12 protein-coding genes are annotated in these 15,372 nt (G+C 67.7%); 2 read left to right on the forward strand and 10 right to left on the reverse strand.

Annotated features, from left to right (window positions below; all coding sequences use genetic code 11):
• Positions 1-2 precede the first annotated feature (2 nt).
• The 10 genes from glgX to JJB11_RS11115 all read right to left on the reverse strand — a co-directional run bounded on the left by glgX (position 3) and on the right by JJB11_RS11115 (position 12,610).
• Complete coding sequence (gene glgX / locus JJB11_RS11070) at positions 3-2,186, reverse strand: glycogen debranching protein GlgX (protein WP_201170456.1); 2,184 nt, start codon at positions 2,184-2,186, stop codon at positions 3-5.
• A complete protein-coding gene (glgC, locus tag JJB11_RS11075; RefSeq protein WP_201170457.1) occupies positions 2,183-3,484 on the reverse strand; it encodes a glucose-1-phosphate adenylyltransferase in 1,302 nt (433 codons plus the stop codon). Before glgC ends, glgX begins: the two co-directional genes overlap by 4 nt.
• Complete coding sequence (gene glgB, locus JJB11_RS11080) at positions 3,471-5,408, reverse strand: 1,4-alpha-glucan branching protein GlgB (RefSeq protein ID WP_201170460.1); 1,938 nt, start codon at positions 5,406-5,408, stop codon at positions 3,471-3,473. The genes glgC and glgB overlap by 14 nt, the downstream gene beginning before the upstream one ends.
• A 310-nt stretch (positions 5,409-5,718) precedes the next feature.
• The gene (locus JJB11_RS11085) at positions 5,719-6,432 is read right to left on the reverse strand and encodes an ABC transporter ATP-binding protein (protein ID WP_201170463.1); all 714 of its coding nucleotides are present in this window, start codon (positions 6,430-6,432) and stop codon (positions 5,719-5,721) included.
• Entirely contained in the window at positions 6,425-7,180 is a 756-nt protein-coding gene (locus JJB11_RS11090; RefSeq protein WP_201170467.1) for an ATP-binding cassette domain-containing protein, read from the reverse strand. The genes JJB11_RS11085 and JJB11_RS11090 overlap by 8 nt, the downstream gene beginning before the upstream one ends.
• Entirely contained in the window at positions 7,173-8,171 is a 999-nt protein-coding gene (locus tag JJB11_RS11095; protein ID WP_201170469.1) for a branched-chain amino acid ABC transporter permease, read from the reverse strand. Before JJB11_RS11095 ends, JJB11_RS11090 begins: the two co-directional genes overlap by 8 nt.
• Positions 8,168-9,031 (reverse strand): branched-chain amino acid ABC transporter permease, encoded by an 864-nt coding sequence (locus JJB11_RS11100; RefSeq protein WP_201170471.1) that lies wholly within the window; start codon positions 9,029-9,031, stop codon positions 8,168-8,170. Before JJB11_RS11100 ends, JJB11_RS11095 begins: the two co-directional genes overlap by 4 nt.
• Before the next feature lie 132 nt (positions 9,032-9,163).
• Positions 9,164-10,351: an ABC transporter substrate-binding protein gene (locus JJB11_RS11105; RefSeq protein ID WP_201170472.1), complete on the reverse strand. Its 1,188-nt coding sequence runs from the start codon at positions 10,349-10,351 to the stop codon at positions 9,164-9,166.
• A gap of 77 nt (positions 10,352-10,428) precedes the next feature.
• Entirely contained in the window at positions 10,429-12,000 is a 1,572-nt protein-coding gene (locus JJB11_RS11110) for a benzoate-CoA ligase family protein (RefSeq protein WP_201170482.1), read from the reverse strand.
• Between the two features lie 124 nt (positions 12,001-12,124).
• A complete protein-coding gene (locus JJB11_RS11115; RefSeq protein ID WP_201170484.1) occupies positions 12,125-12,610 on the reverse strand; it encodes a flavodoxin domain-containing protein in 486 nt (161 codons plus the stop codon).
• Positions 12,611-12,720: 110 nt separating this feature from the next.
• Between JJB11_RS11115 and JJB11_RS11120 the strand changes: the two genes are divergently transcribed.
• Both JJB11_RS11120 and boxC read left to right on the forward strand, forming a co-directional pair.
• The gene (locus JJB11_RS11120) at positions 12,721-13,644 is read left to right on the forward strand and encodes a helix-turn-helix transcriptional regulator (protein WP_201170486.1); all 924 of its coding nucleotides are present in this window, start codon (positions 12,721-12,723) and stop codon (positions 13,642-13,644) included.
• Positions 13,645-13,649: 5 nt separating this feature from the next.
• The gene (gene boxC / locus JJB11_RS11125) at positions 13,650-15,344 is read left to right on the forward strand and encodes a 2,3-epoxybenzoyl-CoA dihydrolase (protein ID WP_201964763.1); all 1,695 of its coding nucleotides are present in this window, start codon (positions 13,650-13,652) and stop codon (positions 15,342-15,344) included.
• Positions 15,345-15,372 lie beyond the last annotated feature (28 nt).

A 15,372-nucleotide genomic window follows, 5' to 3' on the forward strand; every position in this document is an offset into this window, starting at 1 on the left:
TCTTACTCCTCGGGTGCTTGCGTCAACAACGCCATGGAATGCGACAGTAGTTGCAGCTTCGCCGGCGCCGCGTAGGTGCGCGCCTCGCCTTCCTCGAAAAATCCTTCGGGCGTGTAGATGCGCAGCGCCCATTCGCCGGGATGCCCGGCGACCACCGGCAAGGTGAAGGTGGCGTCCTCGCGCGTGGCATTGAACACGAGCAGCACGGAACGGTTCACCCCCGGGCCGTCGTCGGCCGGCGCAAAGCGCGCGTCGAGCACGGCGGCGACGCAGCGCACGGCGGGGTTGGTCCATTCCTCGGAGGTCATCTCCAGGCCCCACACGCTGTACCACACGATGTCGCGCCGGCTGTCCTCGTCGGGCATGCCGGTGAGCCACGCATTGTGGCGCAGCACCGGCAATTCGCGGCGCAGGCGGATCAAGGCGCTGGTGAAGGCGATCAGCGGGTCGTTGCGGCGCGCGTCGGACCAGTCGAACCAGCTGACCGGGTTGTCCTGGCAGTAGGCGTTGTTGTTGCCGCCCTGCGTGCGGCTCATCTCGTCGCCGCCCAGCAGCAGCGGCACGCCACGCGACGAGAGCAGCGTGGTGAGCAGGTTGCGCTTCTGGCGTTCGCGGAAGGCCAGGATCTTCGGGTCGTCGGTGGGGCCCTCGACACCGCAGTTCCAGCTGCGGTTGTGGCTCTCGCCGTCGCGGTTGTCCTCGGCGTTGGCTTCGTTGTGCTTGTCGTTGTAGCTGACCAGGTCCTGCAGCGTGAAGCCGTCGTGCACCGTCACCAGGTTCACGCTCGCGCGCGGGCCCCGGCGCGAGTGGCCGTAGATGTCCGCGGAGCCGCACAGGGCCGCGGCGAAATCGCCGAGGCTGCCCTCCACGCCGCGCCAGTAGTCGCGCACGCGGTCGCGGTACTGGCCGTTCCACTCGCTCCAGCCCTGCGGAAAGCCGCCGACCTGGTAGCCGTGGTCGCCGAGGTCCCAGGGCTCCGCGACCAGCTTGACCCGCTTGAGCACCGGGTCCTGCGCCACCGCGGAAAGAAAGGGACCGCGGTGGTCGAAGGCGCCGTGCGCATTGCGTGCGATCGCGGGCGCCAGGTCGAAGCGGAAGCCGTCGACGTGCATCTCCTCCACCCAGTAGCGCAGGCTGTCCATCACCAGCCGCAGCATGGCCGGATGGCTCGCGTTGAGTGTGTTGCCCGTCCCGGTGAAGTCCAGGTAGTGCCGATGGTCGTCGGTCAGCCGGTAGTAGCTGCGGTTGTCGATGCCCTTGAAGCACAGCGTCGGGCCCAGGTGGTTGCCTTCGCAGCTGTGGTTGTAGACCACGTCGAGGATCACCTCCAGGCCATTCGCGTGCAGCGTCTTCACCATCTGCCGGAACTCGTTGATGTCACCGCCGGACATGTAGCGCGGGTCCGGCGCGAAGAACGCGATCGTGTTGTAGCCCCAGTAGTTGGCCAGGCCGAGGTCGATCAGGCGGCGCTCGTCGTTGAAGGCCTGCACCGGCAGCAGTTCGACCGCGGTGACCCCCAGCTTCTTGAGGTGGGCGATCGCGGGTTCGCTGGCCAGGCCGGCGAAGGTCCCGCGCAGCGCCTCGGGCACGTCCGCCATCTGTTCGGTGAAGCCGCGCACGTGCACCTCGTAGAACACCGTCTCTTCCATCGGCGTGCCCGGATGCGTGTCGTCGCCCCAGTCGAACTGCGGATCGACGACGATGCACTTGGCCGCGAGCTCGCCGTTGTCCTGCGTGTCCATCTGCAGGTCGCGCCGCTCCTGCCCGAGCGGGTAGGCGTACTGCCAGGCCGCTCCGCGCAGGGGGCGGTCGAGCGCGCGCGCGTAGGGATCCAGCAGCAGCTTGTGCGGGTTGCAGCGCCACCCGTGCTGCGGGTCGTAAGGGCCATGCACACGCAGGCCGTAGCGCTGCCCCGCCCGCAGGCCGGGCACGAAGCCGTGCCACACGTCGTCCGTGCGCGCGGGCAGGGCGATGCGGCGCTGCTCCTGCTCGCCGGTCGCAGCGTAGAGGCAGACTTCCACGCGTTCCGCGTTGCTGGCGTAGACGGCGAAGTTCACGCCGTCGGGGCAGAGGGTGGCGCCCAGGGGCCACGGGCTGCCGGGAGGGCAGGCCGGCTCGGTCCCGGCGGGCGCCGGATGCGGACTGACGCGGAAAGCGCGGGACTGCGAGACGGCTCCCGCCGTCATGCAAGCGCCTCCATGGGTGGCGCCGTCTCGGCCCTGTGGGTGTCGACGTCGACACCGTAGCGGTCGGTGGCCGCGGCGCTGTTGCGGGCCGGGAAGGCACCGGCCGGAACGACCACGATTCCCGAAGGCGTGACGTGGAAGCGCTTGCTGTCCTGCTCGAGGTCCCAGCCGATGCGCACGTCCGGCGGGATGTCGTTGTCCTGGTCGATGATGCAGCGGCGCACCTGGGCGCCCCGGCCGATGCGCGAACGCTCCATCACGATGCAGTGCTCCAGGCGCGCGCCGCGCTCCACCGTCACGGAACGCCGCAACATCGCATGGTCCAGGATCGCGCCGTCCACGATGCTGCCGGAGCCGACGACCGAGCGGTTGATCACGCCGTTCTCGATCTGGGCGGACTCCGCCTGGTCCGGGCTGGCGTAGATGGGCCAGTGCTTGTTGGTCATGCGAAAGCGCGGCTGCGCCCCGAGCGTGTCGAAGTGGGCCTGGTAGTACGCGTCGATGGTGCCGACGTCGCGCCAGTATGCGTGCTCCTCGTAGGGCGCGGTACCCTGGATCACATTGGTGGCGAAATCATAGGCCAGCAGCTTGTGGCTCTTCACCATCGAAGGCAGGATGTGCTTGCCGAAGTCGGTCTCGCCGCTTTCGTGCATGCGCTTCAACTGCTTGAGCAGCACGTCTGCGTTGAAGATGTAATTGCCCATGGATGCCAGCGCATGCGTGCGGCTGCCGGGCATGGGACGCACCGAGCGCGGCTTCTCGCGGAACTCGATGATGCGGTGGTCGTCGTCGACTTCCACCATGCCGAACTGGTCGCACTCGCCCAGTGCCACCGGCAGGGTGGCGACGGTCGCCTGCGCGTTGCCCCGGATGTGGGCGTCGATCATCTGGCGCACGTCCATGCGGTAGATGTGGTCCGCGCCGAACACGGCCACGATGTCCGGCTGCATGCTCTCGATGAGGTGGATGTTCTGGTACACCGCGTCCGCGGTCCCCTGGAACCACGCCGGGCCGTGGCGCATCTGCGGCGGCACCACCGTGATGAAGTGCTGGGGAATGAAGCGGGCCATGGTCCAGGACTGTCGCACGTGTTCGATCAGCGATTGCGATTTGTACTGCACCAGCAGGTAGATCGAATAGATCTCCGAGTTCACCAGGTTCGACAGGACGAAGTCCACGATCCGGTGCTTGCCGTTGAAGGGAACCGCGGGCTTGCAGCGGTTGGCGGTCAGCGGATGCAGGCGCGAGCCTTCTCCTCCGGCCATGACAAAGGCCAGTACGTTCTTATTGGCGGGCATGCGGGTCTCCCTGGGTCGGTGCGTTCGTTGGAATGGGGCGGTTCGAAAGGATGACGGTGCCCAGGGGCGGCACGGTCACCAGGGCGCTGGCTGGCCAGCCACCCACGCCGTGGGTGCTGGCCTCGACGGCGCCGAGGTTGCCGACGCCGCTTCCGCCGTAATAGGCAGCGTCGCTGTTGAGGAGTTCATGCCAGGTCCCCGCCTCGGGCAGCGCGACGCGCAGCGCCTTGCGGGGTTCGGGCGTCAGGTTGACGATCGCGACCACGTAGGCGTCGCCGGGCGCTCCGCGACGCAGCGACGCCAGGATCGTGGCCTCGTGGCGCTCGCACGGCAGCGCCGCGTAGCCCTCGCTGTCGAAGTCGTGGACGTGCAGCGCCGGCACCCGGCGATACAGCGCGTTGAGGTCCGCGACCCAGCGGGCGAGGCCGGCGTGGTACGGGCGTGCCCAGAGGTGCCAGTCGAGCGTGCGCTCGTGGTGCCATTCCTCGGCCTGCCCGAACTCGCCGCCCATGAAGAGCAGCTTCTTGCCCGGGTGCGTCCACATGTAGCCGTAGAGGTTGCGCAGGCCGGCGAACCGCTGCCAGTCGTCGCCGGGCTGGCGCGCGAGCAGGCTGCCCTTGCCGTACACCACCTCGTCGTGCGAAAGCGGCAGGATGAAGTTCTCGTCGAAGGCATAGACCATCGAGAAGCGGACGTCGTCGCCGTGCCAGTGCCGGAAGAAGTGCGGGCGCGAGAAGTAGCGCAGCGTGTCGTTCATCCAGCCCATGTTCCACTTCATGCCGAAGCCGAGGCCGCCCCATTCCACCGGGCGCGACACCGCGGGCCACGCGGTCGACTCCTCCGCGATCATGTGCACGTCGGGGAAGGCGGCGTAGACGGAGGTGTTCAGGTCGCGCAGGAAGCCCACCGCCTCGTGGTTCTCGTTGCCGCCATGCGCGTTCGGAATCCACTCGCCGTGCCGGCGTGCGTAGTCGAGGTACAGCAGCGACGCGACCGCGTCGACGCGCAGGCCGTCGAAGTGGTACTTCTCCAGCCAGAAGATCGCGTTGCTGATCAGGAAGTCGCGGACTTCGTAGCGGCCGTAGTTGAAGATCAGGCTGTTCCACTCCGGGTGGAAGCCGCGCCTCGGATCGTCGTGCTCGTACAGCGCGGTGCCGTCGAAGCGCGCCAGCGCGTGCGGGTCGGCTGGAAAGTGCGAAGGCACCCAGTCGAGGAACACGCCGATGCCTTGCTGGTGCAGCGTGTCGACGAAGACCATCAGGTCCTGCGGCGTGCCGTAGCGCGAGGTCGGCGCGTAGTAGCCGGTGATCTGGTAGCCCCAGGACCCGTAGAACGGGTGCTCGGCGATCGGCATCAGCTCCACGTGCGTGAAGCCCATGTTGTGGCAGTGCGTCGCCAGGCGCAGCGCGAGGTCGCGGTAATTGAGGAAGCGCCCGTCCTCCTCGCGTTGCCACGAGCCCAGGTGCACTTCATAGATGGAGATCGGCTGCTTGTGCGCCTGGCGCTGCCAGCGCGTGCGCATCCAGTCGGCGTCGCCCCATTCGTGCGAGAGGTCCCAGATCTGCGAAGCCGTCCCCGGGGGATGCTCCATGCGGAACGCATAGGGATCGGCCTTGTCCATCCAGTGCCCGGCGACGTCCTGGATGCGGTACTTGTAGCACTGGCCGGCGCGCGCGCCCTCGACGAAGCCGGCCCAGCGGCCGCTGCCGTCGTCGAGACGGTAGAGCGGCTCGCAGTGCCATTGGTTGAACGAGCCGATGACGCCCACGGCGCGCGCGTTCGGCGCCCACACCGTGAACCAGGTGCCGCGTTCGGTAGGATGCGCACCCATCACCTCGAACTGGCGATGGTGGTGGCTGGGTCGGCGCTCTGTCCGCACCTCCGGCCGAGCTGCAGCCGGAGTGCCTTTCTCCTCTTGGGGCATTTGGGGCTTCATAGGCCTTCGTCTTCTGATCGGGCCATTCTGTTGGCTGCGCCCGGCGAGCGTTGAAGGATGCGCAGATCAAGCGATGTAGGCTTGAACCTACAGGCGCGCAGGGCAGAGGCGGGCAAGCGACCGTCCGGTACTTGCTGACGTTGCGATGGACTTCGCCTGACGATGAGTTTGCCCATGCCGGCCACGCATATGGATGAGCCAGCAAGCGTGGTCCCCTGCGGACCAGCAGACCTTGCGCAGGATCAAATGGCGCGTTGCGAGTGCTGCGCGCGTGGTCGCAGCGACCGCCGGGCGCGTGTCAGACGCCGAGGTACTGAGCCAGCAGTTCCGGCCGGGCTCGCAGCTCGGCCGAGCTGCCTTCGTACACGACCTCGCCCTTGACGAGGATGACGTTGCGGTCCGTCACCTGCGTCATGGCGCGCCACGCCTTGTCGACGATCACGCTGGAGATGCCGCTCTCTCGGATCAGGCCGCAGATGCGCCAGATCTCGCGGGCCACCAGCGGCGCGAGCCCCTCCGTGGCCTCGTCGAGGATGAGGACGTCGGGATTCGTCATGAGCGCACGGCCGATGGTGAGCATCTGCTGCTCGCCGCCCGACAGCTGCTGGCCGCCGTGCCGCAGGCGCTCCTGCAGGCGCGGGAAGGTCTCCAGTACGCGTTCGTAGGTCCACTCGCGCTGGCCGCTGCTGCCGGCCCGCGCGGCCATGAGCAGGTTTTCCTTGACGCTCAGGTTGCCGAAGATGCCGCGGCCTTCCGGCACGTAGGCGATGCCTTGCTGCGCGACCTCGTACGCCGGCCGGCCCAGCATGTCACGCCCTTTCACCTGCACCGTGCCCGCGCGCGGCCGCACGATGCCCATCAGGCTTTTCAGCAGCGTGCTCTTGCCCATGCCGTTGCGGCCCATGAGCCCGATGGTCTCGCCGCGGTCGACGTGGAAGTCCACGCCGCGCAGCACGTGGCTGGCGCCGTAATACGTCTGCACGCCGCGTGCGTCGACCAGGCGTTCAGGCATGGTCCTCGGCGCCGAGATAGGCCGACTGCACGTCGGGGTTCGCGCGTACGTCCGCCGGTGCGCCGCTCGCGATGACCTGGCCGTTCACCATCACCGTGAGGTGGTCCGCCAGCGTGAAGACAGCGTCCATGTCGTGCTCCACCAGCATCATTGCGTGGTCCTTCTTCAGCGACAGCAGCAGGTCGACCATGCGCTGCGCTTCGGCCGTGCCCATGCCTGCGAGCGGTTCGTCCAGCAGCAGCACCTGGGGATCGGTCGCCAGCGTCATCGCGATCTCCAGCTGGCGCTGCTCGCCGTGGCTGGACGCGCCGGCGACGCTGCTTCGCCGCGCCTGCAGGCCGGCGAGTTCCAGCGCGCGCTCGGCGCGCTCGTTCGCCTGTGCCACGCGGGAGGCCGATTGCAGCCAGCGCGCCGCGTGCGGCGTGCGGGATTGCGCGGCGAGCCGGATGTTCTCCCACACGGTGAAGGGCGGGAAGATATTGGTCTTCTGGTAGCTGCGGCCCAGGCCCTCGCGCGAGATGCGCTCCGGGCTCCATCCGGTGATGTCGCGGCCGGCGAGGCTCACGCTGCCTGCCGTCGGGGCGAGATCGCCCGAGAGCAGGTTGGTCAGCGTCGACTTGCCCGCGCCGTTGGGACCGATCACCGCGTGGATGCGACCGCGCCAGAGGTCCAGCGTGACGTCGTTGACCGCCGCCAGCCCGCCGAAGCGCTTCGTGAGGCCGCGCGCGGAAAGGCGTACCTCACTCACCGGTCGCTTTCCTCCGGCGCAGCGCGCGTTCCACCAGCCCGAGCAGGCCGCGTGGCGCGAACGTCACGAGCAGCACGATGAACAGTCCCATCCACAACTGCCAGTGCTTGCCGCCGTCGAAGCCGGCTATGGTGGGGACGTCCTTGAAGACGTGCAGCAGGTACTCGAAGGCAAAGGCGCCGACGATCGCCCCGGCGAAGTTGCCGGTGCCGCCGAGGATCACCATCATGATGGCGTGCGCACTGGCCTGGAAGCCCATGAGCTCCGGGTTCACGAAGCCGGTCTGCGCGCCCCACAGGTACCCGGCGAGCCCGGCCAGCGCGCCGGCGAGGGTGAACGCGGCCAGCTTGTAGCCGAAGGTGCCGAAACCCATGGCACGCATGCGGTGCTCATTGACCCGGATGCCGGCCAGCGCGCGCCCGAACGGGCTGAACAGCAGCCGACGCAGGAACGCGTAGACCAGCAGCAGCACCGCGAGGATGAAGTAGTAGAAGACGCGCTTGTCCTCGAGGTCGAACAGTCCGGCCGCGGGCTTGAAGTTGATGTAGATGCCGTCCGAGCCGCCCAGGACCTTGTTGTCGAAGAACAGGTAGAACACCATCTGCGCGAACGCCATGGTGACCATGATGAAGTAGATGCCGTGCGTGCGGACCACGAAGAAGCCGATCACCAGCGCCGCCAGCGCGGAGGCGGCCACGCCGGCGGGCAGCGACCACCACAGGCTCACCGGCACGTCCTGCGGCGCCACGAAGGCGAGCACGTAACCGGCAAGGCCGAAGTAGGCCGCATGCCCCAGCGACACGAGCCCGGTCACGCCTTGCAGCAGGTCCAGGCTCATGGCGAAGATCGCGAGGATCATCATCCGCGCGACCATCTGCGTGTAGAACTCGGTGCCGACGAAGGGGAAGGCCAGCAGCGCGGCCAGTCCCGCCAGCAGCGCGAACTTCAGCCCGCGCGGCAGCACCTCCAGGTGGACGCCGATCGCGCTCATTGCCGGAACAGCCCTTCGGGTTTCCAGAGCAGCACGGCGGCCATGAGCATGTAGACCAGCATGCCGGCGACCTGCGGCAGCAGGACCTTGCCGAAGGTGTCGACCAGGCCGACGAGCAGGGCGGCGATGAGCGCGCCGCGCACCGAACCGATGCCGCCGATCACCACGACCACGAAGCACATGATCAGCACCTGCGAACCCATGTTCGGGTACACGCTCGAGACGGGCGCGGCGATCATGCCGGCGATGCTTGCGAGACCCACGCCCAGCGCGAACACCACGGCGTGGATCAGTTTCACGTTCACGCCGAGCGCTTCGGTCATCTCGTGGTTGAAGGCGCCCGCGCGGATCTTCATGCCCAGCCGGGTCTTCGAGATCAGCAGGTAGAGGCCCAGCGCCAGCAGCACGCACAGCCCCGACATGAACAGCCGGTACACCGGGTACGACAGGTTGTCGGTGAGCGGGATCGATGCCGAGAGCACCTGCGGGACGGGCACGCCGTGCACGTCGTCGCCCCAGGCGATGGAGCGCAACTCCTCGAAGATGTAGATCAGCCCGAAGGTGAGGAGCACCTGGTCCAGGTGGCCGCGCCGGTAGAACTGCCGGAACAGCACGCGCTCCAGCACGAGGCCGAACAGCACGGACAGCACGGTCCCGAGCACGATCGCGAGCACGAGGCTGCCGGTCTTGGCCGCGAGCGACCAGGCGAGGTAAGCCCCGAGCATGTAGAAGCTGCCATGGGCGAGATTCACCACGCCCATGATCCCGAAGATCAGCGTCAGGCCCGCGGCCAGCATGAACAGCAGCAGCCCGTACTGCACGCTGTTCAGCAGCTGGATCAGGAAATTGGGGAAGTCCATGGGGGGCTAGAGGCTAGGCGCCGGGGACTAGGGAGATGCAGCGCGCTTCGCGCGCACGGATGGGGCCAGGGCTGTTTCCCTAGCCTCTAGCCCCCGAGAACCTGGCCCCTGCGCAGCGCGAGCGCTGCGCGCTCAGGCGAGCTTGCATCCCGCTCCCGAATCCGACAGCGCCTTGGCGGCGATGCCGATCACCTTGTTCTCGCCCTTCTCGACGCGGCGCAGGTACATGTCCTGGATGGGGTTGTGGGCCTTGCTCATCGTCCACTTGCCGCGGGGGCTGTCGATCACGGCCGTTTCGAGCGTCTTGTACAGCGCCTGCTTGTTGCGGACGTCGCCCTTGGCCGCCAGGAGGCCCTGCACCAGCAGCTGGCCGCTGTCGTAACCCTGGACCGCGTAGACGTCTGGCTGCAGCTTGAACGTCTTGGCGTAGTTCAGCCGGAACTCGCGGTTGCGCGGTGTGTCCAGCGAATCGCTGTAGTGCATGGTCGTCATGACGCCCTCTGCGGCGGGACCCGCCGCATCGAGCACACCTTCAGTGAGGAAGCCGGAACCCCACAACGGAATCTTGTCCTTCAGCCCGGCCGCCGCGTAGTCCTTCATGAACTTCACCGCGGGCGCCCCGGCGAAGAAGCAGACCACGGCGTCGGGCCGCAGCGAAGCGATCTCGGTGAGCAAGGCCTGGAATTCAACCTGGGGGAAGGGCAGCCCGAGCTCCTTGATGATCGTCCCCCCCGCCTTCGTGAAGCTGTCTCGAAATCCCTCGAACGCCTGGTCGCCGGCCGCGTACTTGTGCGTGATCCAGACGGCGCGCCTGATGCCCCGATCGAACATCGGCTTGCCCAGGGCGAGCGTCGGCTGCGAATTGGTGAACGAGGTGCGGAAGACGTTGGGCGCGCAGAGCGCGCGGGTGGCCTCGTGGACCCCTGCGTTCGGGATGATGTTCAGGACGCCCGACTCGCGCGCGACCTTGTGGATCCCCATCTGGACGCCGGAGTGCACGGTGCCGATCAGCACGTCGACCTTGTCCCGCTGCACCAGGCGGTTCGCGTTCTCCACGCCCTTGGAGGGTTCGGATTCGTCGTCCACCTTGAACCACTCGATCTCGCGGCCACCGAGCTTGCCGCCTTTCTCGTTGATGGCCATGCGCACGCCGTTCTCGATGGCCACGCCGAGCGCGGCGTAGGCGCCCGTGTAGGGCAGCATGAAGCCGACGCGGATCTTGTTGGACTGCGCGCGCACGATCTCCGGCAGCAGCAGGCCCGTGGAAGCCGCGCCGACGAGGGCGGCGCCGCGGGAGAGGACGAGACGGCGGGTGGACATGGACGCTCCTTCGTTGTGTTCTGACAGCCGCAGCGATTGTGCGTGCGCGTGCGCGCGCCGCACACCATCGCTTTCCCTCAGGACGCAGCGGCGCGCAGCTTGAAGCGCTGGATCTTGCCAGTAGCCGTCTTCGGCAGTTCGGGCACGAAGGCGATCCAGCGCGGGTACTTGTACGGCGCCAGCCGCGACTTGACGTGCGCTTGCAGGTCCTCGGCGCTGGCCTGCTGTCCCGACTTCAACACCACGTAGGCCTTCGGCTTGGTCAGGCCGTCGTGGTCGGCGACGCCGATCACCGCGGCCTCGAGCACCGAGGCGTGCGTCATCAGGCAGGCCTCGACCTCGAAGGGCGAGACGTAGATGCCGCCCACCTTCAGCATGTCGTCGCTGCGGCCGCCGTAGGTGTAGTAGCCGTCGGCGTCGCGCGTGTACTTGTCGCCGCTGCGGGTCCACTCGCCGGCGAAAGTCGCCTTGGTCTTGCTGCGGTTGTTCCAGTACATGAGGGCCGCGCTCGGCCCTGAGATCTGCAGCTCGCCGATCTCGCCGTCGTCGCATTCGTGGCCGTCGTCGCCGACGATGCGCAGTTCGTAGCCGGGCACGGGCTGGCCCGTCGTTCCGTAGCGCACCTGGCCCGGACGGTTGGACAGGAAGATGTGGAGCATCTCGGTCGAGCCGATGCCGTCCAGGATCTCGCAGCCGTACTCGCGGGTCCAGCGCTCACCGATCTCGGCAGGCAGCGCTTCGCCGGCACTCGCGCAGACACGCAGGGCGATTTCGCTTTTCTTCGGCCGGCTCGCATCCGCCAGCAGCGCGGCGTACAGCGTCGGCACGCCGTAGAAGATCGTGGGCCGATGCTCCTTCAGGATCCGGAACACGTCCGCGGGCGTGGGACGCGAGGGCAGCAGGACGGTCGTGGCGCCGACGCTGAGGGGGAAGGTGAGGGCGTTGCCCAGCCCGTAGGCGAAGAACAGTTTGGCGGCCGAATAGACGACGTCGTTCTCGCGGATGCCGAGGATTGCGCGGCCATAGAGCTCCGCAGTCTGGATCAGGTGGCTGTGCAGGTGCACCGTGCCCTTGGGCGTGCCGGTGGAGCCGCTGGAATAAAGCCAGAAACACGCGTCGTCGCTGCACGTTCCGGCCAGTTCGCTCGTGGCGCGTCCCGAGGCGACCAGTTGCGCGACCGAGCGTTCGCCGCTGTCGCCGGCAATGAACACGTGCTTGAGCGTCGAGACCTGGCCCATCAGCGTCTCGAACGTGGGCAGCAGCGGCCTGGACACGAACAAGGCCTGCGCGCGCGAGTCGCGCAGCATGAAGTCGAAGTCCCTGGTGGTGAGGAGCGTGTTCGCCGCGATCGGCACCACGCCGGCGAGGATGCATCCCAGGAACACGACCGGCCACTCGAGCGTGTCGAGCATCGCCAGCATCACGCGCGTTTCGGGCGCGAAGCCGCGTGCGCGCAGTGCGTCGGCGAACCGGTGCGCCTGTTCGTCGAGTTGCGCATACGTGAGCGTCTCGCCACTGGATGCATCGACGTAGGCGACCTTGTCGGACCGCGCGGCATTGCGGCGAAGCAGGTCGTGCGCCGCGTTGTAGTCGCGCGGGATCTCGACGCGCGGCGGGCTGGTGCTGTGGTCGGCGTGGCTCAGGTGCATTCGTTGTCTCCTTTGACCGGGACCTCGCAGGGCCCTCGTAACCCTCGCAGGCTGGGGTAAGCGAAGGCGAACCCCAGCGCTCGCGCACGCTGGGGTTCGCTCTCGCTCACCACCAGCCTACGACTCACGCGGCCGTCTGTTCCTTGTTCTTCAGCGCCGGGATCGCTTCGTTCTGCAGCCACTCGCGGCACCACGCGGTGCCGACTTCCTCGGGCATGGTGCCTGCACTGGCGTCGTGGCACCAGACCTCGCCGATGCGCTGCGCGCCCAGGCCCTGCAGGCGCTCGTCGAACTTCTTGCCGCCGAAGCAGAAGGTCTGCGCGTAGGTGCGGTCGCCCAGGGCGATCACGCCATAGCGCACGTGGCCGAGGAATCTGGGCTGCGTGTCCAGCGAGTCGTACAGGGCGCGCGCGTTGTCGGGGACATCGCCCGAGCCGTAGGTGGACGAGCAGATGAGATATAGCGCATCTTCATCGAAGACGGAGATGTCGCGGCCGTCCATCATCACGACTTCGATGTCATCCACGAGGTCCGCGCAATCCATCTGGATGGCCTGGGCGACGTAGTCGGCCGTGCTGGTCATGGTGCCGACGAGGATCTTGAGCTTCATGTGGTTCCGATCACATGCAGTAAACTGCTTGACAACTGATTTGCAGGAAGTATAGTGCAATCTTGATTTAGCGCAAGGTTTTCGTTTCCCGCGTGCTCCTCCATCCGTCCATGCAACTCCGGTCCGACACCGACAACCAACGCGCCACGCTCGCGGAGCTGGGCGGCCGCGTGCGTGCCTGGCGCGCACGGCGCGGCATGACGCGCAAGCAGCTCGCCGTGGACTCGGGCCTGTCCGAGCGCTTCCTGCACGACGTGGAGAGCGGCAAGGGCAACGTGTCGATCAACTCGCTCGAAGCCGCCGCGCGCGCGCTGAACATCACCATTCTCGACCTGCTGCAGGATGCGCCTCGGCCCGCCCTGGCGCGTGTGCAAGGCCTGGTGGCGCGCCTCGACGATGCGCAGCTGGACCAGGCCTATGCCCTGCTCGGCACGAGCTTCGGCCTGGCGGATGCGCAAGGCCGCGAGCAGCGCATTGCGCTGGTCGGCCTGCGCGGTGCGGGCAAGACCACGCTGGGTGCGCAGCTGGCCGCCCACCGTGGCGTTCCCTTCATCGAACTCGACCGCGAGATCGAGCGCGAGGCGGGCACCAGCATGAACGAGATCCTGCTGCTGCACGGGCAGGCCGGCTTCCGCCGCTATGAAAGGCGTGCACTCCTGCGCATTGCGGAGGAACATGCGCAAGGCGTGGTGATGACCACCGGCGGCAGCATCGTCAGCGAGCGCGAGACCTTCGACCTGCTGCAAAGCCATTTCTACTGCGTCTGGGTGAAGGCCAGCCCGGAAGAGCACATGAGCCGCGTCGTCGCCCAGGGCGACATGCGGCCCTTCAACGCGGGCGACGGCGCGGAGCTGCCGCGCGGCGCGGTGAACGAGGCGCTGGAGGACATCCGCCGCATCCTGTCCAGCCGCGAAGCCCTGTATGCGCGCGCCGATGCCGTGGTGGACACCGCGGCGCGCACTGTCAAGCAGTCCCTGAAAGACCTGGAGCGGGCCGTGCCCGCGCCGCAAGCAACGACCCTGGAGACCCGATGAACGCCATGACCGAACCCCTGCTGTTCAAGCAGGTGCTGGCCGGCGAGGAACGCGAGCTGGTGAGCTTCGCCACGCATCCTTCCCGCTACCGCCACTGGACGCTGAACGTGGAAGGCGACGTCGCGCGCCTGAAGCTGGACATCGACGAGGACGGCGGCATCAAGCCCGGCTACAAGCTGAAGCTCAATTCGTACGACCTGGGCGTCGACATCGAGCTGCACGACGCGCTGAACCGCATCCGCTTCGAACACCCCGGCGTCAAGGTGGTCGTGTTCGAGAGCGCGAAGGAACGCATCTGGTGCTCCGGCGCCAACATCTACATGCTGGGACTGTCCACGCATGCCTGGAAGGTGAACTTCTGCAAGTTCACCAACGAGACGCGCAACGGCCTGGAAGACTCCTCCCGGCACGAAGGGCTGAAGTCCCTCGCCGCCGTGACGGGCGCCTGCGCGGGCGGCGGCTACGAGCTGGCGCTGGCGTGCGACCGCATCGCGATGGTGGACGATCGCTCGTCCACGGTGAGCCTGCCCGAAGTGCCGCTGCTCGGCGTGCTGCCCGGGACCGGCGGCCTCACCCGCGTGACCGACAAGCGCAAGGTGCGCCGCGACCTCGCCGACATCTTCTGCACGACCAGCGAAGGCGTCCGGGCCGACCGCGCCAGGGACTGGAAGCTGATCGACGAACACGCGAAGCCGCAGCAATTCGGCGCGCTGGTGGACAAGGAAGTCGCGGCGCTGCGCGCGCAGTCCACCCGCCAGGGTCCGGAGCAGGGCGTCGAGCTCACGCCCCTGCAGGCGACGATCGACGAGCAGGGCTACCACTATGGGCTGGTGGACGTGCAGGTCGATCGCGCGACCCGCGTCGCCACGATCACGGTGAAGGCGCCCGCTGCCGCGATCGCGTCCACGCCGGAGGCGATCGTCGCGGCCGGCGTGAGCTGGTGGCCGCTGCAGATGGCCCGCGAACTGGACGACGCGATCCTGAACCTGCGCACGAACGAACTCGAGATCGGCACGTGGGTGCTCAAGACGCGCGGCGACGCCAACCTGGTGATGCTCGCCGACGCCACCCTGGAAAAGCACAAGGACCACTGGCTCGTGCGCGAGACCGTGGGGCTGCTGCGCCGCACGCTGGCGCGGCTGGACGTCACCAGCCGCTCGCTGATTGCGCTGGTCGACGAGGGTTCCGCCTTCGCCGGCACGCTGTACGAACTGGCGCTGGCCTGCGACCGCATCTACATGCTGGACCTGCCCGATGCGCCCGACGCTGCGCCGGCGCTGCGCCTGAACGTGGCGAACTTCGGCCGCTACCCCGAAGTGAACGGTCTCACCCGGCTGCAGACGCGCTTCAACGAGGACGCGCAGACGATCGCGCAGCTGCAAGGCCTGCAGGACAGCCCGCTGCGCGCCGACCAGGCGCTGGGACTGGGTTTGGTCACGCTGACGCCCGACGACATCGACTGGGACGACGAGATCCGCCTGATGCTGGAAGAGCGCGCCTCGCTCTCGCCCGATGCGCTGACCGGCATGGAAGCCTCGCTGCGCTTCCCCGGCAAGGAGACGATGGAGACGCGCGTGTTCGGGCGCCTGTCGGCCTGGCAGAACTGGATCTTCATCCGCCCGAACGCCGTCGGCGAGGAGGGCGCGCTGAAGTTGTTCGGCAGCGGGAAGAAGGCGAAGTTTGATTGGAAGCGCGTCTGACGACGCATCGCTGGGGTTCGCTTTCGCT

It is taken from the genome of Ramlibacter ginsenosidimutans, from assembly GCF_016654015.1.
GTDB classification, from domain to species: Bacteria; Pseudomonadota; Gammaproteobacteria; order Burkholderiales; family Burkholderiaceae_C; genus Ramlibacter; species Ramlibacter ginsenosidimutans.

Excerpts from the sequence above, each read along its gene's own strand:
- glgC (WP_201170457.1), bottom strand. The coding sequence starts at position 3,484 with ATGCCCGCCAATAAGAACGTACTGGCCTTTGTCATGGCCGGAGGAGAA.
- glgB (WP_201170460.1), bottom strand. The coding sequence starts at position 5,408 with ATGCCCCAAGAGGAGAAAGGCACTCCGGCTGCAGCTCGGCCGGAGGTG.
- JJB11_RS11120 (WP_201170486.1), top strand. The coding sequence starts at position 12,721 with ATGCAACTCCGGTCCGACACCGACAACCAACGCGCCACGCTCGCGGAG.
- glgX (WP_201170456.1), bottom strand. The coding sequence starts at position 2,186 with ATGACGGCGGGAGCCGTCTCGCAGTCCCGCGCTTTCCGCGTCAGTCCG.
- JJB11_RS11105 (WP_201170472.1), bottom strand. The coding sequence starts at position 10,351 with ATGTCCACCCGCCGTCTCGTCCTCTCCCGCGGCGCCGCCCTCGTCGGC.
- JJB11_RS11115 (WP_201170484.1), bottom strand. The coding sequence starts at position 12,610 with ATGAAGCTCAAGATCCTCGTCGGCACCATGACCAGCACGGCCGACTAC.
- JJB11_RS11085 (WP_201170463.1), bottom strand. The coding sequence starts at position 6,432 with ATGCCTGAACGCCTGGTCGACGCACGCGGCGTGCAGACGTATTACGGC.
- JJB11_RS11100 (WP_201170471.1), bottom strand. The coding sequence starts at position 9,031 with ATGGACTTCCCCAATTTCCTGATCCAGCTGCTGAACAGCGTGCAGTAC.
- JJB11_RS11110 (WP_201170482.1), bottom strand. The coding sequence starts at position 12,000 with ATGCACCTGAGCCACGCCGACCACAGCACCAGCCCGCCGCGCGTCGAG.
- JJB11_RS11095 (WP_201170469.1), bottom strand. The coding sequence starts at position 8,171 with ATGAGCGCGATCGGCGTCCACCTGGAGGTGCTGCCGCGCGGGCTGAAG.
- boxC (WP_201964763.1), top strand. The coding sequence starts at position 13,650 with ATGACCGAACCCCTGCTGTTCAAGCAGGTGCTGGCCGGCGAGGAACGC.